Source organism: Salinibacterium sp. PAMC 21357, assembly GCF_000247645.1.
Classification (GTDB): domain Bacteria; phylum Actinomycetota; class Actinomycetes; order Actinomycetales; family Microbacteriaceae; genus Rhodoglobus.
On sequence record NZ_AHWA01000004.1, the window covers coordinates 1,239,487 to 1,257,316 of the forward strand.

Annotated in this window: 19 protein-coding genes; 1 reads left to right on the plus strand and 18 read right to left on the minus strand. The window is 62.1% G+C overall.

What is annotated here, in order from left to right; genetic code table 11:
• Nucleotides 1-212: 212 nt before the first annotated feature.
• The 6 genes from ON14_RS09385 to ON14_RS09410 are packed head-to-tail and all read right to left on the minus strand — an operon-like array spanning nt 213 to nt 4,171.
• Nucleotides 213-1,097, minus strand: coding sequence for an ABC transporter permease subunit (locus ON14_RS09385; protein WP_010204720.1), 885 nt, complete (start codon nt 1,095-1,097; stop codon nt 213-215).
• Nucleotides 1,094-2,005 carry an ABC transporter ATP-binding protein gene (locus tag ON14_RS09390; RefSeq protein ID WP_010204721.1) on the minus strand — a complete coding sequence of 304 codons (912 nt, stop codon included), beginning with the start codon at nt 2,003-2,005 and terminating at the stop codon, nt 1,094-1,096. Before ON14_RS09390 ends, ON14_RS09385 begins: the two co-directional genes overlap by 4 nt.
• Nucleotides 2,006-2,031: 26 nt before the next feature.
• Nucleotides 2,032-2,703 carry an HAAS signaling domain-containing protein gene (locus ON14_RS09395; RefSeq protein ID WP_010204722.1) on the minus strand — a complete coding sequence of 224 codons (672 nt, stop codon included), beginning with the start codon at nt 2,701-2,703 and terminating at the stop codon, nt 2,032-2,034.
• A complete protein-coding gene (locus tag ON14_RS09400) occupies nt 2,696-3,037 on the minus strand; it encodes a PadR family transcriptional regulator (protein ID WP_010204723.1) in 342 nt (113 codons plus the stop codon). The genes ON14_RS09395 and ON14_RS09400 overlap by 8 nt, the downstream gene beginning before the upstream one ends.
• Entirely contained in the window at nt 3,027-3,623 is a 597-nt protein-coding gene (locus ON14_RS09405) for an RNA polymerase sigma factor (RefSeq protein WP_010204725.1), read from the minus strand. Before ON14_RS09405 ends, ON14_RS09400 begins: the two co-directional genes overlap by 11 nt.
• The gene (locus ON14_RS09410; RefSeq protein ID WP_010204726.1) at nt 3,611-4,171 is read right to left on the minus strand and encodes a hypothetical protein; all 561 of its coding nucleotides are present in this window, start codon (nt 4,169-4,171) and stop codon (nt 3,611-3,613) included. The genes ON14_RS09405 and ON14_RS09410 overlap by 13 nt, the downstream gene beginning before the upstream one ends.
• 102 nt (nt 4,172-4,273) lie before the next feature.
• Between ON14_RS09410 and ON14_RS09415 the strand changes: the two genes are divergently transcribed.
• On the plus strand, nt 4,274-5,467 hold the full coding sequence (locus ON14_RS09415; protein WP_010204727.1) for an MFS transporter: 1,194 nt from the start codon (nt 4,274-4,276) through the stop codon (nt 5,465-5,467).
• A 42-nt stretch (nt 5,468-5,509) separates the two neighbouring features.
• On the opposite strand, the gene ON14_RS09420 is transcribed toward ON14_RS09415, so the two are convergent.
• The 12 genes from ON14_RS09420 to ON14_RS09475 all read right to left on the minus strand — a co-directional run bounded on the left by ON14_RS09420 (nt 5,510) and on the right by ON14_RS09475 (nt 17,766).
• A complete protein-coding gene (locus tag ON14_RS09420) occupies nt 5,510-5,872 on the minus strand; it encodes a hypothetical protein (protein WP_010204728.1) in 363 nt (120 codons plus the stop codon).
• 70 nt (nt 5,873-5,942) lie between these two features.
• Nucleotides 5,943-6,299 (minus strand): cupin domain-containing protein, encoded by a 357-nt coding sequence (locus tag ON14_RS09425; RefSeq protein WP_010204731.1) that lies wholly within the window; start codon nt 6,297-6,299, stop codon nt 5,943-5,945.
• A 4-nt stretch (nt 6,300-6,303) separates the two neighbouring features.
• Nucleotides 6,304-8,163 (minus strand): YhgE/Pip domain-containing protein, encoded by a 1,860-nt coding sequence (locus tag ON14_RS09430; RefSeq protein ID WP_010204732.1) that lies wholly within the window; start codon nt 8,161-8,163, stop codon nt 6,304-6,306.
• Entirely contained in the window at nt 8,160-8,876 is a 717-nt protein-coding gene (locus ON14_RS09435; protein ID WP_010204733.1) for a hypothetical protein, read from the minus strand. Before ON14_RS09435 ends, ON14_RS09430 begins: the two co-directional genes overlap by 4 nt.
• Nucleotides 8,876-9,532 (minus strand): TetR/AcrR family transcriptional regulator, encoded by a 657-nt coding sequence (locus tag ON14_RS09440; protein ID WP_010204734.1) that lies wholly within the window; start codon nt 9,530-9,532, stop codon nt 8,876-8,878. The genes ON14_RS09435 and ON14_RS09440 overlap by 1 nt, the downstream gene beginning before the upstream one ends.
• A 93-nt stretch (nt 9,533-9,625) precedes the next feature.
• Nucleotides 9,626-11,053 (minus strand): NAD(P)/FAD-dependent oxidoreductase, encoded by a 1,428-nt coding sequence (locus ON14_RS09445; protein ID WP_010204735.1) that lies wholly within the window; start codon nt 11,051-11,053, stop codon nt 9,626-9,628.
• A gap of 33 nt (nt 11,054-11,086) precedes the next feature.
• On the minus strand, nt 11,087-12,835 hold the full coding sequence (locus ON14_RS09450) for an amidohydrolase (protein WP_010204736.1): 1,749 nt from the start codon (nt 12,833-12,835) through the stop codon (nt 11,087-11,089).
• 73 nt (nt 12,836-12,908) lie between these two features.
• Nucleotides 12,909-13,751 (minus strand): ABC transporter permease, encoded by an 843-nt coding sequence (locus tag ON14_RS09455; RefSeq protein ID WP_010204737.1) that lies wholly within the window; start codon nt 13,749-13,751, stop codon nt 12,909-12,911.
• Nucleotides 13,748-14,704, minus strand: coding sequence for an ABC transporter permease (locus ON14_RS09460; protein ID WP_010204738.1), 957 nt, complete (start codon nt 14,702-14,704; stop codon nt 13,748-13,750). Before ON14_RS09460 ends, ON14_RS09455 begins: the two co-directional genes overlap by 4 nt.
• A 24-nt stretch (nt 14,705-14,728) precedes the next feature.
• Nucleotides 14,729-15,910 carry a polyamine ABC transporter substrate-binding protein gene (locus ON14_RS09465; RefSeq protein ID WP_010204739.1) on the minus strand — a complete coding sequence of 394 codons (1,182 nt, stop codon included), beginning with the start codon at nt 15,908-15,910 and terminating at the stop codon, nt 14,729-14,731.
• Between the two features lie 12 nt (nt 15,911-15,922).
• Nucleotides 15,923-17,188 (minus strand): ABC transporter ATP-binding protein, encoded by a 1,266-nt coding sequence (locus ON14_RS09470; RefSeq protein ID WP_010204741.1) that lies wholly within the window; start codon nt 17,186-17,188, stop codon nt 15,923-15,925.
• Between the two features lie 140 nt (nt 17,189-17,328).
• Nucleotides 17,329-17,766: an Lrp/AsnC family transcriptional regulator gene (locus ON14_RS09475; protein WP_010204743.1), complete on the minus strand. Its 438-nt coding sequence runs from the start codon at nt 17,764-17,766 to the stop codon at nt 17,329-17,331.
• Nucleotides 17,767-17,830 lie beyond the last annotated feature (64 nt).

A 17,830-nucleotide genomic window follows, 5' to 3' on the forward strand; every position in this document is an offset into this window, starting at 1 on the left:
TCCCTGTTCGTCGGCCCCACGCGGTGTGGAACTTCTACAACAACTCTGGGCTGCGCCGCCGGTATGCGCATCGGCACGATAGGCCATCTTGCACTGCAGCTGTCTGGCCCGATTGGGTCATGACGCTCGCGGCGCCACAACACGAATGCCCCCTCCCACTGCGCTGAGTGCGCGACGGAAGGGGGCGAGTGAATCGAGTTCGCTTGATGAACCTAGGCGTCGCGACGTTTGATGAGCGCGGCCGCTGCGATCATCATTACGACAACCCAGCCCAACAGCACCAGGAAGCCCTGGGTGGTGTCGAGGGTGATCACCTCTGCTCCGATCGCTCCGATCGGTGGGCCTCCGGCAGCGGATCCATCACCGACGGCGTACATCAGCGCGCCAGCATTCGACGGCAGGAACGCCGATAGGTTCTGGGCCCAGACGGCCTGAGTTATCCCCGCGAGAATCGCGAGAACGGTGGGAACAACCAGGATCAAGCCGAGCACGCTCGCAATACCCCCGGCGCTGTTGCGCAGAACCGCACCGAATCCGAATGCCAGTAAAGCAACCAGGGTGAGGTAGCCGGCGCCGCCCACGAGAGCGCGCATCACTTCGCCATCGAATAGCTGGCCTTCAATGCCCTGCCCGGCCAGGATCGGAGCGGTCACCAGTGCGGTCACGATGATCGACGCCAGACTGACGACGAAGGTAGCCACTGCCAGAACGAGTGCCTTAGCGAAAAGGGCAGGCAAGCGGGTGGGCACCGCAGCGAACGTTGAACGGATCATTCCCGTCGTGTATTCGCCGCTAATAATCAGCACGCCGAGCACAGCGGCGACGAGCTGCGTGAAGTTCACGCCGAGCGTTGCCACCATCACGGTGAGTGATTTCTGCGTTTCAGCGTCGACCGCCGGGCCGCTGGAGGTGTCGAGGGTGACCGCCATGAGCAGACCGAAACCAACCGTGAGCAACACGAAGATCGCGAATGACCACTGGGTGGAGCGTAGGGTGCGCAGCTTGATCCACTCGGAACGAACCACGCGGGGAAAGCTCAGGTGGGTCGAACTGTGCGCTGTCGAAGTCTGTGGGGCTTCAAGGGCGGTGTTTGTCATCGGGAAACCTCCGAGTGGTATTCAACATCGTCTTGCGTGAGCTCTAGGTAGGCATCCTCAAGCGAAGCAGAGAGGGGAGTGAGTTCGTGCAACACGATTCCTGCTTGTGCTGCTGCCTCACCGATCTGAGCGGATGCCAGACCGGCAATAGTCAGAAGGTCACCTTCCACGCTGGTGACGGTCACGTCGCTGCTGGCGAGGCGGTTGGCGAGGTCGGTGGCCTGCGGTGTTCGGACCCGCACAGCCGTTCCGGTTGCTAGCGCCAAAATTTCGCCGACGGGGGCATCCGCAATGATGCGGCCACGCCCGAGCACGATGAGGTGGTCTGCGGTGAGGGACATCTCGCTCATGAGGTGAGAGGAGAGGAAGATTGTGCGGCCCTGCGAGGCGAGGTGCTTGGTGAGTTTGCGCACCCACATCACGCCTTCGGGGTCGAGGCCGTTGACCGGCTCATCGAGGATCAGGGTTTGGGGGTCACCGAGGAGGGCGGCGGCGATTCCGAGGCGCTGGCCCATGCCGAGCGAGAAGCCGCCGACGCGCTTCTTGGCAACAGATTCGAGGCCGGTCATCGCAATGACTTCGTGCACGCGTGCTTTGCCGATGCCGTGCGTAGCCGCCATGGCAAGCAGGTGGTTGTAGGCGGTGCGCCCCGTGTGGATTGCTTTGGCGTCGAGCAGCGCGCCAACCTCGTGCATGGGGTTGTGGTGCTGGGCGTACCGCTTGCCGTTTACGGTGACCGTTCCGGAGTCGGGGCGATCGAGGCCAATAATGGTGCGCATTGTGGTGGACTTGCCTGCGCCGTTCGGGCCGAGGAAGCCGGTGACGATACCGGGACGGATGGTCGCGGTGATGTTATCGACGGCGGTTTTGGCGCCATACCTCTTGGTTAATCCTTGAATTTCAATCATGTCTTAAGTCTAGAAGCTGATTCGGCCTAACGGCGTCCCCCGGAGGGATGATGTTGGGCGCGGTGAGGAGGAGATTGCGGATCCCGCTGGGAACGCCACAGCAACCACAGGCCACCGACGAGGTTAACCACCAGGAGCAGCAGGGCGTACGACCACCAGATGTCGAAAATGTTTGGAACCAACGGGTTAACGGCGTCACCTCGTTTGGGCTCCGGTGCTGCCAGGGTGAGCGCGAATATCAGTGCTCCAAAGACAGGTGCCGGGAGGATGGCGACAAGCTTCTCCCAACGCCGCCACTGGGGCGAAATCGCCACCATGACGAGCCCTGCGACCCAGCCGAGAACGGGGACAATGGCCCCGCCAAGCGCGAAGAGCAGGCTCGCGGTGATGGCATAACCACGCCCCGCTCGCGCAGGCGGTCGAGGCAACGCGCGCGGTTCAGAGTGCGCGGTTGCTGCCGCCGTGGACGCCGACGGGGCAGTGTCGCCGCGATCCGAAGCGTCGTTGGCTTCTGCCGCGATAAAGGCAGGGTCGCCGAGGGCCGCAATGCGTTCTCGTGCTGCGTCGGCGTCTAGCCCGTGCAATTCTTCTCGGGCACCCTGAACCAGGTCTCGGCGCACGTCACCGTCGAGGCTCACGAGCGCATCATCGAGATCGCGGAGGTAGTTGGTGGTGATGTCAGGCACATTATTAGGCATGAGCGGTGTCCTCTCCCACAATCGCGGCAACGGCATCCGCGAATGGTTTCCATTGTTTTCGAAATGCCTGCAACTGGGCGGTTCCCGAAGCGGTCAGGCGATAGTAGCGACGTGAAGGGCCACGTTCTGATGACTCGTCAAACGAGGCGACGAAGCCCTTTGTGCGTAATCGCGCCAACACGGGGTAGAGCGTGCCGATGCTCGCGATCATGCCATCGTCGATGAGTTTCTCTGACAGCTGCCAGCCGTACATTGCCTCACGCTCGAGGGAGCCGAGGACGCAGTATTCAACGACACCCTTGCGCAGTTGAGCGCCGACGTCATTAACTATCATGCTTAACATAATACCCACACGTTTTGGTGGGCTCAATAGCGCTGTTTACTGCCGCGCGTCGTCGAGGATGCTCGGTGATTGCAGCATTCGCTGAGAGTGCGGCTTCGATCGCTGCCTTCGCGACCGAGTACCGGCTGCGTGCGGTCGACGCATTAAGTTCGAGTACGGCTGCGGCATCCGCAATCGTCAGGCCATCCCAGTGGATGAGCTTCAGCAGTTCGGCCTGCGCGCTCGGCAAGGAGTCAAGGGCGGCGCGAACCTCGAACTGGAGGTTGTTTGCGCTTTCGGCGACCGCGAGAGTGTCAGCGCGAACGAGCTCTTTGCGCAGAGTTTCCCAAAGTTTGTTGCGACGGCGCCCAGCCCGGCGGTGGTTGAACAGTGTGTTGCGGGCGACTCCATACAGCCACCGCTTCGCTTCCTCGTCGATGGCGGGCATCGTGCGCCGGCGCCGCCAGGCGACGAGGGCTGTCTCGGAGAAAAGATCCGCAGCGTCTTCGACGTTCTCCACGCGATAAGTGAAATACGAAAGGAGCGCCGCCTGGTGTCGCTGGAGCGCCTCCCGGGCCCGAGTGTCTATAGAGTGCACTCGTCAATTCCTCTCCCCGAGATGCCCATCAACGGTGTGCCACGTGACTCGAATTCAGCGAACACCGCCGCCATGACCTGGGTCTTGATAGACCTCGCGAGAACCTCGGCGGTGTGCTTAGCGAGAACCGTCTCTTGGTCCATGAAGGCGGAGTCAGGGTGGATGCCCGACCAGTCTTCTGTCTGAAGGAATAGTTTTGCGTCGTCATAGACCTCTTGGTCGAAGCCGGGTTGATCTTCGACAGGCTCGAGGGTGAACCCTCCGCTGCAGGCGAACTCTTGCCCGTGAGTGGTGATGATGACGTTCCACGAGAGGTCGTAGCCTTCGTCGGTTTGCGGAAGGATGGGAAACAAAAGCCCGGCCGCAGCCGCGGCTGCGGTGCCCGCGCCAAGGAGGAGCGCCGAGACCCCGGCGATGAAAACCGGGCGTCGATAGCGGGGCGATTTCGTGGTCGACTCAACGACGTCGCTCAGCGCTGTGCTGATCGCGGGATTCGTCAGTCCCCGCCGCGGGGCGCTCGCTTCGAGCAGTTCGGTCGTTCTGTCCATGACATTCTCCGGTTCGTAGGGTTGCTCCTACTTAGTACATGTCCGTGTTGTGGCTGACTGTCCAATCAGGCGGTGACCGCTTTCACTGAGAGTATTGACCTTATGACTGTCAGCACCACCGCATCCGCAACACAACTCAGAGTCGCTGTTATCGCGACGTTTGTGGTCTTCGGCATCAACGGACTCGTATTTGCGAGCTGGGCGGCGCGCATCCCCGCCGTCACGGACACCCTCAACCTCACTCCGGGGCAGATGGGCGGGCTGCTGCTGTGCCTTGCGGTCGGTTCCCTTATTGCTCTGCCCAGTGCCGGGTATGTGGCGAGCAAGCTTGGCACCGCAAATACTGTGCGGCTGGCGGGGCTGATTTCTGCGCTCGCCGGTGTCGGTATCGCCCTCTCACTCTCCGCGGCATCCACCGTAGGCACCGCGATTTCGTTGTTCGTTTTTGGCATCGGGATCGGACTCTGGGATGTCGCAATCAACATCGAGGGCGCCGACGTCGAGCACAAACTGGGTCGCACTGTCATGCCGCAACTTCACGCCGCGTTCAGCGGAGGAGCATTCCTTGGTGCCATCATCGGTGCGGGGCTCGCAAACTTGGGCGTGGAACTGCCCGCTCACTTACTCGTGATTGCTGTCGTTGTGGCGGTGGCAACTCAGTGGCTTCCGAAGTACTTTCTGCCGCACATCCCGGAACCACCGCACCCGGAGGGAGAACTTGCCCCGCCGAAGGTGCGCAGTGCTTGGCGCGACCGCCGCACCCTGCTGATCGGTGTTGTGGTGCTCGGCGCTACCCTCACTGAGGGCGCCGGAAACGACTGGATCGCCAAAGCTGCCGTCGACGGACTCGACGTCACCGAAGCCAATGGTGCCCTCATGTTTGCCGCCTTCGTTCTCGCGATGACCGCGATGCGCTTCTTCGGCGGCAGAGCAATAGACAAGTTCGGTCGCGTTCCGGTACTGCGCGGAAGCATGGCGGCCGCGGCAATCGGACTCACCCTCTTTGTGTTCGCCCCCACCCTGTGGCTCGCCATGATCGGGGTTGCCCTGTGGGGAATCGGTGCTGCGCTTGCTTTCCCGATGGGGATGTCGGCAGCAGCCGATGACCCCAAGCGGGCTGCGGCCCGAGTGTCAGTGGTCTCCACTCTCGGCTACGTCGCGTTCCTCGCCGGACCGCCGCTGCTCGGTTTTCTCGGCGACGTCGTCGGAATCAGGTTCGCGCTGCTCGCTATTGGGCTGCCGATTCTGGTGGCGCTTGTGCTGGCCGGTGCTGCGAAGCCGCTACCGAAGAAATAGTTTTGCGCTGGCTCGCGCTACGCAGCCAGCGGGTGTGTCTCGTTAAACCTTCTCGTCGACGATGCCCACGAAGCGACTGCCAATGCCGTCGATCTCCGAGCGGAACACACCGTCGGCGGGAGCGGGAAGCTCATCCGCGTCATGCCAATCACAGGTCAAATAGGTGAAAGCCGGCCACCACTTCTTGGGGCGCGCCGCCTCGGTGAAGCCGCAGACCGTGCACGTGAGCTGCATCCAGACGGGGCGCTTGCCGGTGCGGTTAGCGCGCGACTGAACCAACCACGCTGGCGGGTTGGCTTCTAGTTCTTCGAACTCGGCATCTGACATCCGATTCGGGAGGTCATGCCGGCGAGCCATCTCTAGAGGGATGTCTAGGCGCAGCGCGGCTTCCCGTCGTGTAATCATGCTCCTACGGTACGCGACCCGGGCGCCCGCCCGTACGTGCGGGCCCGAATCTCCGCGCCGATAGCGACCCCTAGCTGATGTAGATCTTGCGCAGCGTTTCGCTGATGGTCCACGTGGTCTGCATGCCGGCGGTGAGCCGCACAACATCGCCGGGGCCCACAGCGATCGTGCGATCATCCGCAGCGAAGTGGATGCTGGCGCGCCCGCTAATGACAACGAAGACCTCATCGACCTCGGTGTCGGTCGCGGTGCCCGAGGTCATTTCCCAGATGCCGATCTCGCTGTCGCCGAGGGTATCGAGCACGGCGTAGCCCGCGGTCGGAGTGCCCTCAACCACTTCTGACGCAGCGAGCGCTTCGTGGGCGACGGGGACGGCGCTCGCCGCAAGGGGAGTGCCGGCGGTGAGGAGCGGTGCTGGTTCAGTCATGAGCTCAGCCTATGAGACTTGGCTGCAGGTCGCGCAGGGTGCGGCGGTGGGTCATCCTGGTGACGCCGATGGCAGCGAGGATGAGGGCTCCGACGAGCCAAGCGCCGAGCACGATGGCGTCGGTGCCGACGCGGGCGAGGTCGCCGCCGTACATGAGTTGGCGCATGGCATCCACGACGTAACCCATCGGCAGCACGTGGTGCAGTGCGGCGAGCGGGGCGGGCAGGGTTTGCCAAGGGAAGGTGCCGCCAGCGGTGACGAGCTGCAGCACCATCAATACGAGTCCGAGGAACTGGCCGACGGAGCCGAACCAGATATTGAGCGCGAGAATGATCGCCGCGTAGGTGAAGCTTGCCGCGATCATTACGCCGAGGGTGCCGATCGGATGCGTGAAGCTGAAGCCCAGCGCTGCGGCGAGCACCCCGAAGAGGGCGATCATCTGGATGGCGCCGAGCACGGCGGGGGTGAGCCAGCCAGCGATGGCGACGCGTACGGGTGAGCGCAGGGCGGTGACGGCACGTTTCGAGACGGGCTTGACGATAAGGAAGAGGGCGTAGATTCCGATCCAGCCGGCAAGCGCGGTGAAGAACGGGGCGAGGCCGGCACCATAGTTGCCCGCAGTGGTGACGGCACTGGTCTCCACGGCGACCGGATCTGCGATGGCTTCTGATTGTTGGGCGCGCAGGTCGGCGCTGGAGTTCGGGATTGCTTCGACACCACTTTCGAGCCCATCGCGCAGTTCGGTGGTGCCGTCGGCGAGGGTGCCTAACCCTGTGCCGAGGGTTGTGACACCGGTGCTGAGGGTCGAGGCTCCCGAATGTGCGGAGCCTACTCCGGCCGCAAGCTGGGTCGCGCCTGACGCCAGTGTGGCAGCACCGCTCGCGAGGCTGTTTGCGCCCGCCGATAGTTCATCGACCTTCGATACCGCCGACTGCACAGTGCCATTTCCTTCGGCAATGCGATCGCTGAGCGGGTCGAGCGCGGTGAGCACGTCGTCAATCGCTGGGCCATCGAGTCCCTGAGCGGTGAGCGCGGCGACAAGATCGGCGCGGGCCGTGGGCAGCGCATCCGCAATGGTCTGCGCTGCGGTGCCGGCACGGTCGGCGTACCCGGCAAGTTCGCGGTTGCCGGCAGCTACTTGAGCTGCTCCGGAGGAGACTTGGTCGGCACCGGCAACCAGGCTGCCGCTTGCGGTGCTGAGAGTGCTCAAGCCGGTGGCCAGAGTATCGGCGCCATCCGCCAATTGCTGGGCACCCGTTACGGCATCGTGAGAGCCGTCGACGAGCTGAGTTGCCCCAGCGGTGGCATCAGAAAGTTCGGTGCGGATGTCAGAGAGCGCTGTCAGCAGCGAGCTGGCTGCTTCTTTTCCCACGAGTTCCGCCACCGACCGCCGAATCTGCTCAACTGCCTGTTTGCCAATCGTGGATGCCAAGTAGTTGTTGGCGTCATTGGTTTCGAGGTCGATCTCTGCCTGATGTGGGTCCGTGCCGGCGATGGAGCGCAGCGCATCCGAGAAGTCGCTCGGGATTGTCACGGTGAAGTCGACCGAGCCGTCGGCCAGAGCATTCGAAGCATCGGATGCCGAAAGCACGTGCCATTCAAAGGCGTTGCCCGCGAGGAGATCGTCGGCAACGCGCTCGCCGTAGTTCACCGCCTCCGTATCGCCGTCGGCGGCAACACCGTCATCGGAAATCACCAACCCGACGGGAACTTCAGCGAAGCTGCCATAAGGGTCTTGGTTTGCCCAGAGGTAGACGCCGCCATAGAGAACGGGAACGGCCATGAGGGCGAGCAAAGCCAACATGGCCATGCGTGAAGAAGTGAGTCGCCGCAGTTCAGCGGCGATCATTGCAGGAACCTTCATGCGTTGTCTACTCCTACGCCGCCGCCACTTTGGGCCCAGGCAGCGGTACGTTCGTCAAGAGCGCCGAGGGCGCCGAGGGTGTCTCGCAGGGATGCTTCGGCCGATTCGGCACGCGCGATCACGTCGGCGTGAGTGATGGCCCATTCTGAGGCGCTACCGGCAACCGCTAATACGGCGAACCCGCGGTTGGCAAATTCGCCGAGCAGGTTCCACCAGTCGAGGGGTTGGCCGCCGTGGCGGTCGGGCGCGGTGACGACGAGGGCTGCGACGTGGGGGCGCAGCACAGCCAGCTCGCAGAGAAGGCGCAAGCGAGTGAGGGGCTCAACGTCGGCGATGGGGGTTGAGGCAAGGCTGCGGTAGCCGATCTCGTCGAGCCAGCGTCTGGTCGAGAGCGGGTCGGCGCGACGGCCGGCAAACATGAGTTCCTCGGCGACCACGCCGACGAGTGGCACGCCGGGGTCGGGGTCCGAAACTCCGGGGGCATCTACGAGAGCTACGCGACGACGGAGGCCCCGGGCATCCGACTTTCCGTCGAGCGTGACCGAGCCAGAGTCAGGGCGCATGCGACCAGAAGCGATGAGGCCGAGCACCGTTGGGCGTTGCTCGGTTTCGGCAACAGCAAGGGTCGCGCTGCCGCTGACGAAGCTTGTGGATGTTGCGGGCAGAGCCTCAGCGTCACGGCCTTTGGTGACGCCGTGCAGTTCGACGCGCATTAGCGGCTTCTGCGTGGCGAAGGTTCGTCGCGTGGCTCGGCTGCACCCAGAATCTCGGGGTGCTCTTCGAGCAGGGCAACGCTCTCGCGCCACGACAGTCCGGCAACGCTGAGTGTGGTGCGCACGGCGAGCGAACGAGCTTCGGGCAGTGACGCATCGACGCGGGTGATGGCGGCGCGCGCAGCTTCTTCGACGAGGCGGGCGAGGGTGGTGACATCCACATCAGTGCGCAGTGTTCCGTCGTCTTGCCCTCGTTGCAGAATGGCGGCGACGGCGGCACGCAGCGGGCCGAGGGCTTCGCCGGTTGAGGCAAGGTGGGTGTCGTCGAGCGCGATGGAGGCGGCGACTTGCACGTGGGCTGCCTCTTGCCAGAGCAGTGAGGTGAGGCGGGCGAGGGCTACGCGGGCATCGGCGTCGGTGACGCTGAGGGCGATGCGGTTGAAGCGTTGAGCGCCGGCGTCGACGATCTCATTGACGAGGGCGTTTCGGTCGGCGAAGTGACCATAGAGCGCACGACGGGATAGCCCAGCATTGCGGGCGATGGTGTTGATGGATGCCTGCGGGTCGTTGGCGATGGCGGCGGTCGCGGCACTGAGGATGCCAGCGCGATTGTCGACTGCGTCCTGTCTCGGGCGACGGGGAGCGGAGGTGGTCATTCCGTCAACTGTAATAACTTGCACACAACTGTGCAAGTTATTACAGACCACTCTCAGGCTCCCCGCAGCACCGCGAACATCTGAACCGGAGAACTAAGAATCGAAACCGAGCCCCAAAGCATCCAACGTCTTCAAAATCACGTTACGGCGACCCTGATTATGGTCCGCGCGATTCAATGACCACCGCGTGGCCTGAATGCCCACTGACGCGATCGGCTCCGGCGGGAACGGCAACGGCATCTTCTTCACCATCTCCAACTCGGTGCGTTCCGTCGTGAGACCATCCAGCTTGTCGAGCATCACCTGAGCCGCAAAACGAGTCGCTCCAACACCCAAACCGGTGAAGCCAGCCGAGTACGCCACGCGACCATTGCGGGCCAAACCGTAGAACGCACTGAACTGAGTCGACGCATCAATAGCCCCAGCCCAACGGTGGCTGAACTTGAGGCCCTCCAGCTGCGGGAAGGTCGTGAAGAAGTGGCTCGCGAGACGCTCGAAGCTCTCCGGGCGATCCTCGTAGCTATCGCGAACCTTGCGACCATAGTGATAAACCGCGTCATAGCCACCGAACAGAATGCGGTTGTCAGCACTCAGACGGTAGTAGTGGAACTGGTTAGCCATATCCGCCAAACCCTGACGGTTCGACCACCCAATCGACGCCAATTGTGCCGGGCTCAAGGGTTCCGTCATGAGCACATAGTCATAGACCGGAACCGTCTGCAAGCGCGCACGCTTCAACAGCGACGGGAACGCGTTCGTCGCGAGAGCAACCCTCGCCGCCCGCACCGTACCTTTCGGCGTGTGCACGACGGCGGCATCCGTGGGGCCACCGGATGTCTCGACCTGACGTGCAGGCGAGTTCTCGAAGATCTCGACCCCAAGCTCGCTCGCCACTCGCGCCAACTCGCGCACGAGCTTGGCGGGATGGATAAGGGCATTGATGCGCTTATTCCAGATGGCGGCGAGGTAGGTGGGTGAGTTCACTTCAGCGCGTACGGCAGCCTCGTCGAGGAAGACAGTGTTCTCGTCGGTCGCGGTCTCTTTGAGCCACGCGACCTCGTGCTCTTCGATGGCAAGGTCAAGCGAGCCAGTGCGCTCAAAGTCACAATCGAGCTTCAACGACTTAACGCTCGCCTCAATCTCATCGAGGTTCTGCAGCCCAAGGCGGTCAAGCTGTTCGTACTCCTTCGGCCAGCGGCTGAGGCCATTTTCTTCACCGTGGGTAAGGCTGGCTTCGCAGAAACCACCGTTGCGGCCCGAGGCGGCCCAACCCAATTCGCGGGCTTCGAGCAGCACAACGCGGGCATCAGGGTTGCGTTGCTTCGCGAGCACCGCAGTCCAGAGGCCGAGATATCCTCCTCCCACGATGGCGAGGTCAGCGGTGATGTCGCCGCGCAGAGCGGTGAACTCCGGGGCGTCCTTGACATCATCGATCCAGAACGGCTTCTGCTTCGAACCCTCAAGCGAGTGGCTGATAACGGACGCTGCTGGCGCGTTTCTTTCGAACACTATCTTGCCCATGGGGCACTTTCCTCTCTCGCCGGGTGGCGAGCTTTATGGTTGGGCGGGCGCGCGGAACACGCGTTCGCCTTCGACGAAGGTCTGTTCGCTGCGGGTGAGGCCGATCTGGTCGGCGGGCCCTGCGAAGGGGTTGCGATCGAGAACGACGAGGTCGGCAATCTTGCCCACCTCGATCGTGCCCGTCTCGTCCAGATGATTGGTGAACGCGCTGCCGGCGGTGTACGCCGTCATCGCGGTCAGCAAGTCGATGCTTTGCTCGGGGAGAAAGGCGTCATACTCGCCCTCTTTATGACCGGGGGCAGCGATGCGATTGACGGCAACGTGGATGGCCGCCATCGGGTCGGGGCTCGACACCGACCAGTCGCTACCCGACGCCAAATGCGTTCCGGCACGGTGCAGGTCAGCCCACGGATACTGCCAGGAGCTGCGCGGGTCACCCAAGAAGGGCAGCGTCAGGTCGACCATCTGCGGCTCGAGGGCAGCCCAGTACGACTGCAGGTTGGCGGTCACGCCCACCTCAGCGAAGCGGTGGATGTCATCCGGATGCACGACCTGCAGGTGCGCGATGTGGTGCCGGTTATCGTTGGGCCCGTTGATTGCCCGCGCAGCTTCTACGGCATCAAGGCATTCGCGAACGGCACGGTCACCGATGGCGTGAAAGTGCACCTGAAAGCCGAGGGCGTCGAGTTCAGTGACGTTGGAGATGAGCTGGGCGGCATCAACAAAGGAGATGCCGGAGTTGTCGGTGTGGTGCCCGCACCCATCAAGGTAGGGCTCAAGCATGGCCGCGGTGAAGTTTTCGGCAACCCCGTCTTGCATGATCTTCACACTCGTCGCGGCGAAGCGCCCTGCGGCGTTGTTCTTGCGCCGCAGCACTAGTTCGGGAATCTGCTCTGGCCCGCGGGTGCGATCCCACCACAGTGCGCCAACCACACGAGCGGTCAAAGCTCCGGATGTTGCGGCCTCCATGTAGGCGGGAGTGGCGTCACCCGCATCACCGTAACCGCCGAGAATGGCGTCTTGCCAGGCGGTGACGCCGAGAGAGTGCAAATATTCTTGCCCGATCATCAGGGCCCGAGAATAGTCGGCGGGCGATGTCTCGGGCAGCAGCTGATTGACGAGCGCCATCGCGCCTTCGTGCAGCGTCCCGGTGGGGTTGCCGGCGGCATCGCGTTCGATGCGACCGTCGGCGGGGTCGGGCGTTTCGGCGGTGATGCCCGCAAGCTCCAGCGCCCGCGAGTTCACCCACGCGCCATGGCCGTCACGGTTCGGGATGAACGCCGGGCGGTCGGCAACAGCCAGGTCGAGATCGGATGCCGTGGGCGTGCCCCCGGGGAAGGCCGACATGTTCCAGCCACCGCCCAAAATCCACTCGAGCTCAGGGTTTGCCGCGGCATAGGTCTTCAGCCGCGCTACATACTGATCGCGCGTTGAGTCTTGCGACAGATCACAGCGGATGAGGTCGAGCCCGCCCCACACAGCGTGTACGTGGGCATCCTGAAAGCCCGGGCTCAACAGCTTGCCCTCAAGGTTGATGACCTCGGTGTCGGGCCCGATGAGCGCGCGGATGTCGGCGTCGGTAGCCACTGCGTTCGTCGTCACGGCGTCAGTTGCCACGCCGCCCGTCGTCACGCCGTGAGTAGGCGCTGCAGCATCCGAGTCCGCAGCACTACTCACGGCGATGATGCGCCCGTCGCGCACGGCAACACTTCCGGGGCGCGGCTCAGTACCGGTCGCCGTGAAGATGGGGCCACCGGTAAAAATGAGGTCAGCAAACAACATGGATTCGTGCACCTTTGGGTTCGTTCGAAAAGCGTTCGGCGGACTAGCGGGAGTGATCGAGCGGGCTGCCGGCTTAGCCACCACCGACGGTCTTAGCGATGTCGGTTGCCGAGTCGCCAGCGCGACGCAAGACGTAGGCCACCAGGCCAAGAGCGAGCAACGTGAGCAGCAACATGATCGTCGAAACGGCGGCGATCTCCGGGCGCAGTCCAGTGCGCACCGCGCTCAACACGTAGACGGGCCACGGGGTTGAACCCGAAACCTGCACGAAAGCCGAAACGATTGTGTTGTCGAGGCTGAGCGTGAACGAGAGCAGCCCGCCGGCGAGCACTGCCGGCATCACGAGTGGCAGGGTGATCTGCGTGAACCGCTTGAACGGGGGAGCATAAAGATCTGCCGCTGCCTCCTCCAAGCTCTCATCAATGCCGACTAGGCGAGAGCGCACAATGTAAGCCACCACTGCGGTAGCGAACAACGAGTGACCGACGACCAAGCGCACGATTCCGTTATCGAACATGCTGAGACCGACATCCTGACCGAGGAAAACCATCCAGGGGAGCAACGAGACGGCATCCACAATCTCGGGGGTGACCGTCACGAGCACTAGCAGAATGAGGAACGCCGGAGCCCACTTGCCGGCCCGACGAGCAAGTGCGACACCAGCCATCGTGCCGAGCGCGGTCGCGATGAGGGCAGCGATGAAACCTGTCTGGATCGAGACCAGAACGGCATCCGTGATTGCTGGTTTCGTGACAATCGCGCTAAACGAGCCGAAACCGAACTCATTCCACGAAACAAGAAGACGACCCTCATTGAACGAGTAAATGATGATGATCGCGATCGGCGCAAACAAGAACGCGAATACGACAACGGCCCACACCTTGAGCGAAATATCTGTCAGGGTTAGTCGCTTCATGACTTGTCTCCCAACACGAGTCGCTGGCTACGGCGCAGAGGCCACGCGGCCAGCCACGCCACGAGAGCGGCGATTGCCACCGTGGTAAGAATCGTCAGCACCAGCACCACCGCCATCGCTGAACCGAGAGCCCAGTTCTGGGCAGTCTGAAACTGGTTCGCCACCATCTGGCCAGCCATGTTTCCCTTGGCACCGCCTAGCACCGTTGCCGTGATGTAGTCGCCCATGAGGGGGATGTAGACAAGCAGGATGCCGACCACTATGCCCGGCTTCGCCAACGGCAGTGTCACATTCATAAACGTTGACCACCGACCGGCACCGAGATCTTTGCTCGCTTCGCGCATCGGTAGCGATACGCGGTCGAAAGCAACGAACATGGGCAGAATCATGAGCGGCAAGTAGTTGTAGACAACACCGATGAGCACTGCCGTACGGGTGTAAAGGATCTCGAGGGGTTCGTTGAGAAGACCAATTGATTGCATGGCCTCAGAAAGAACACCGCCGGGAGCGAGGATGATCTGCCAGCCGATTGTGCGAACCAAGAAGTTCGTCCAGAACGGAATCATCACCATGGCCAGCAGAATGCCGCGACGAGCGACCGGAGCTTTGAACGCGAGCCAGTAGGCAAACGGGATAGAGATAGCCAAGCAGATGAGCGTGCCGACTACCCCCACCCAGAGAGTGTTCTGAAACGTCGAGAAGAACGTCGGTGACAGGGCTTCGGCGTAGCGATCAAACGACAACACATCATTGGCGTGCGTACCGAAAATTCCCGGCTTGTAGCCAAAGCTGAACCACACAACGAGAGCTACTGGCGCAACAAAGAACGCAAATAGCCACGCCCAGGCCGGGATGGCGAGCGCAAAACTAGGAAGCTTCAACCAGCGAGGGCGTGGTCGAGTGGCGCGACGCCCCGAATCGGGCGCCGCGCGTTTCTCAGCGATGGTGGTCATAACTTGCTCTACTAACGTCAGTGACTAGGCGCCAGCGGAGGCTTTGGTCTTGTCCCAAATTTCTACAATGCGCTGCTGCGCTTCGCCAATTGCCTGGGTGTGCATTGTGCTGATCTGCTTTTCGTCGAAGAACACGAGATCGAGCATTTCGAGGCCCTCGGCACGCGCTGTGTCCTCGATGCCAGCTCCGCCAGTGTGGTACCCGATGTAGTCGAGTTCGCGAAGCGAAGCCTCGGGGGTGAGCACGTAGTTAATGAAAGCGTGTGCCGCTTCAGGGTTGGGGGCACCCTCGGCGATAGCCCAGTTATCCATCCACAGTTCAGTGTCGGGAGAACCGAGCACCCACTGCCAACGGTCGGGGTCTTCGCTTTCCATGATGCCAATGCGAGCGTCACCGTTCCACGACTGCATGAGCATGTGCTGCGCCTGCGGAATCGCAGCACCACCGGGGTAGGAGTCGAAAGCGGAGATGTGCGGGGCGAGCTGAGTGGTGAGGAACTCCTCTGCGGCAGCGAGGTCAGCCTCGTCGGTCGTGTTCCAATCGATGCCATTCGCCCAGTAGTAAATACCGAGCAGGGGAGCGGGGTCGTCGAGCACAGAAGTCTTGCCGCTTGCCTCATTCTGCGCAGCGTCAATGAAATCAGCCCAGTTGGTGAGTTCGCGAGTGATCTTGGTCTTGTCGTAGACGAAACCGGTCGTGCCCCACGCCTTGCAGATGGAGTACTCGTTCTTGGGGTCCCAGTCGCGACCCAGGAAGTCAGAATCCATGTCGGCGATATTGGGGATGAGGTCGAGGTTCAGCTTGCTGAGCAAGCCGTTCTCGATCATCTGCGGGATGAACGGGCCGGTGGGCACAACAATGTCGTAGCCGCTCGTACCGCGGGCGGCAACAAGCTTCGAGATCAGCTCTTCGTTCGAGTTGAACGCGTCGAACGTGACCGTCGGACCCAAGTCGTCGCTGAACTCGGTAACCAGATCGGGGTCGTCATAATCGCCCCAGCTGTAGACAGACAGCGAACCCTCAAGGGCCCCACCGGTGGCTTGAGGGGACGAACCGGCGCCGGTGTCTGAGGAACAGGCGGCAAGAACTGCGACACCAGCAGTCGTGCCCGAGAGGGCAAGGAAGCGGCGGCGGTTAAGTTCGGCCTTGATGATCTTCGTCGCTGACGTTGAGGCAAGAATGCGTACAGGATTTTCGTGTGACATCGGGATGCTCCTTTAAAGCGAGATCGAACTGGTTGGTGGGGCCGGGTTGGTAAGCGCGCGAGCGATGTCGGCCTGAGCCTGGGTTGCTTGCTCACTAGGAAAAAGTCGAACGGATGCCGCATCCCACGTGCAGAGCACTGAGTCGCCAACAACAAGGCGAGGCGCGTTCGGGCGCGGAACCCGAGACAGCAACGTCTGGTCGTTACCGATCGACACCAAGAACTGCAACGTTTCGCCCTGGTGAGAAACACCAATCACGCTGCCCGCGATCTGGTTCTCGCGAGTGGCGGCCGAGCTATCGGAAGCCGCCGCGGCAGCAACCGCAACCGCTTCCGGTCGCACCGCTGCTTGGGCCTCGACACCGTCACCCAGATCATCGTGGGGTGCTGCAGCGCGAATCGGCCCAAACGGAGACTCCATGACACTGAGGTTGCTCGTCATAGTGCCCGGGATGAAGTTCTGCTGGCCAATGAAACCAGCAACGTAGGCGCTCGCCGGGTTGTCATAAATCGAGTCAGCGTCATCCAACTGCTCAACGCGGCCACTGCGCATGATCGCGATGCGGTCGCTCATCGAGAGTGCCTCGCCCTGATCGTGGGTGACGAAGATGAAGGTGATGCCGAGACGCGACTGCAGAAGCTTCAACTCGATCTGCATTTCTTCGCGCAACTGGCGGTCGAGCGCACCGAGCGGCTCATCGAGGAGCAAGACGGCAGGGCGGTTAATGAGGGCCCGAGCGAGCGCGATGCGCTGCTGTTGGCCACCAGAAAGCTGGGTCGGCTTGCGGTCGGCAAAGGATCGCATCTGCACGAGATCGAGCGACTCAGTAACTCGTTCACGAATCTCGGACTTGGGGGTGCCCTTTTGGCGAAGCCCGTAGGCCACATTCTCGGCAACGCTCATGTGCGGAAAGAGCGCGTAGGCCTGAAAAACCGTATTGACGTTGCGCTTGTGGGGCGGGATGCCCACGACATCCTGCCCAGAAATACGGATGCTGCCCGACGTTGGCTCCTCGAAGCCGGCGAGCATGCGCAGCGTGGTGGTCTTTCCGCAACCGGAAGGGCCAAGCAGAGAGAGGAACTCTCCGGGGCGCACGTGCAAACTGATGTTGTCAACGGCCGTTGCGCCGCCGAACTTTTTCGTCACACCTTCAAGCACAACACTGCCCTCAGGCTCGCTCGCGCTTGGTGCGATGGCGGGAGATTCCCCCGCGGCGGGTGCTGCATGGCTGGTGTTTTTGGCTGAAATTGTCACGTCGTTGCGTACCTCCGGGGTCACGAAATTTTGTTCGGGACCGTCAAGGTAGTCAATCGGAAAAAGCCATGATGTGCAACGATTTGCTCGGTTAAGATCATGTTACGAAACGGATTTCGTTGTCTACGGGGCGATTTGCTGTGCAAAACCACACCGTAATCTCGCTATTCGTAGCGGCGGTGAATGAGCCGTGACAAGACGATTGAACTGCGCGTGTTGTCGACATTGGTGGCGGTACGCAGGCGTTCGAGAGCAACTTCAAGAGAGTGGATGTCGCGAGAACGCATATGAACGACGGCGTCGGCAGACCCACTGACTGTTCCGGCATCCACCACTTCGGGGATAGCACTCAGGATTCGCTTAAGTTCGTGAGGGGCAACATTGCCGCGGCAAAACAGCTCAACGTACGCTTCGGTGCCCATGCCGTCGACGGCGGGGTCGACCTGAATGGTGAAGCTGCGGATCACGCCGCTGGCAACAAGGCGATCAACACGCCGTTTAACTGCGGAGGCGGAAAGGCCGACGGCTTCACCGATATCACCATAGCCGGCGCGGGCATTGAGGCGGAGCATGTCAATTATTCCTGCATCCAGCTTGTCCATACCTCCACTCTACGGCGAAATATTGTGCAATTACCAGCGTTTGCGCCGAAAAAGTGCGCACATT

Coding starts and splice junctions, on each gene's coding strand:
- ON14_RS09415 (WP_010204727.1), top strand. CDS start 4,274: ATGACTGTCAGCACCACCGCATCCGCAACACAACTCAGAGTCGCTGTT.
- ON14_RS09450 (WP_010204736.1), bottom strand. CDS start 12,835: ATGTTGTTTGCTGACCTCATTTTTACCGGTGGCCCCATCTTCACGGCG.
- ON14_RS09410 (WP_010204726.1), bottom strand. CDS start 4,171: ATGGACAGAACGACCGAACTGCTCGAAGCGAGCGCCCCGCGGCGGGGA.
- ON14_RS09440 (WP_010204734.1), bottom strand. CDS start 9,532: ATGACCACCTCCGCTCCCCGTCGCCCGAGACAGGACGCAGTCGACAAT.
- ON14_RS09390 (WP_010204721.1), bottom strand. CDS start 2,005: ATGATTGAAATTCAAGGATTAACCAAGAGGTATGGCGCCAAAACCGCC.
- ON14_RS09435 (WP_010204733.1), bottom strand. CDS start 8,876: ATGCGCGTCGAACTGCACGGCGTCACCAAAGGCCGTGACGCTGAGGCT.
- ON14_RS09465 (WP_010204739.1), bottom strand. CDS start 15,910: ATGTCACACGAAAATCCTGTACGCATTCTTGCCTCAACGTCAGCGACG.
- ON14_RS09385 (WP_010204720.1), bottom strand. CDS start 1,097: ATGACAAACACCGCCCTTGAAGCCCCACAGACTTCGACAGCGCACAGT.
- ON14_RS09420 (WP_010204728.1), bottom strand. CDS start 5,872: ATGATTACACGACGGGAAGCCGCGCTGCGCCTAGACATCCCTCTAGAG.
- ON14_RS09475 (WP_010204743.1), bottom strand. CDS start 17,766: ATGGACAAGCTGGATGCAGGAATAATTGACATGCTCCGCCTCAATGCC.
- ON14_RS09425 (WP_010204731.1), bottom strand. CDS start 6,299: ATGACTGAACCAGCACCGCTCCTCACCGCCGGCACTCCCCTTGCGGCG.
- ON14_RS09445 (WP_010204735.1), bottom strand. CDS start 11,053: ATGGGCAAGATAGTGTTCGAAAGAAACGCGCCAGCAGCGTCCGTTATC.
- ON14_RS09395 (WP_010204722.1), bottom strand. CDS start 2,703: ATGCCTAATAATGTGCCTGACATCACCACCAACTACCTCCGCGATCTC.
- ON14_RS09400 (WP_010204723.1), bottom strand. CDS start 3,037: ATGATAGTTAATGACGTCGGCGCTCAACTGCGCAAGGGTGTCGTTGAA.
- ON14_RS09455 (WP_010204737.1), bottom strand. CDS start 13,751: ATGAAGCGACTAACCCTGACAGATATTTCGCTCAAGGTGTGGGCCGTT.
- ON14_RS09460 (WP_010204738.1), bottom strand. CDS start 14,704: ATGACCACCATCGCTGAGAAACGCGCGGCGCCCGATTCGGGGCGTCGC.
- ON14_RS09430 (WP_010204732.1), bottom strand. CDS start 8,163: ATGAAGGTTCCTGCAATGATCGCCGCTGAACTGCGGCGACTCACTTCT.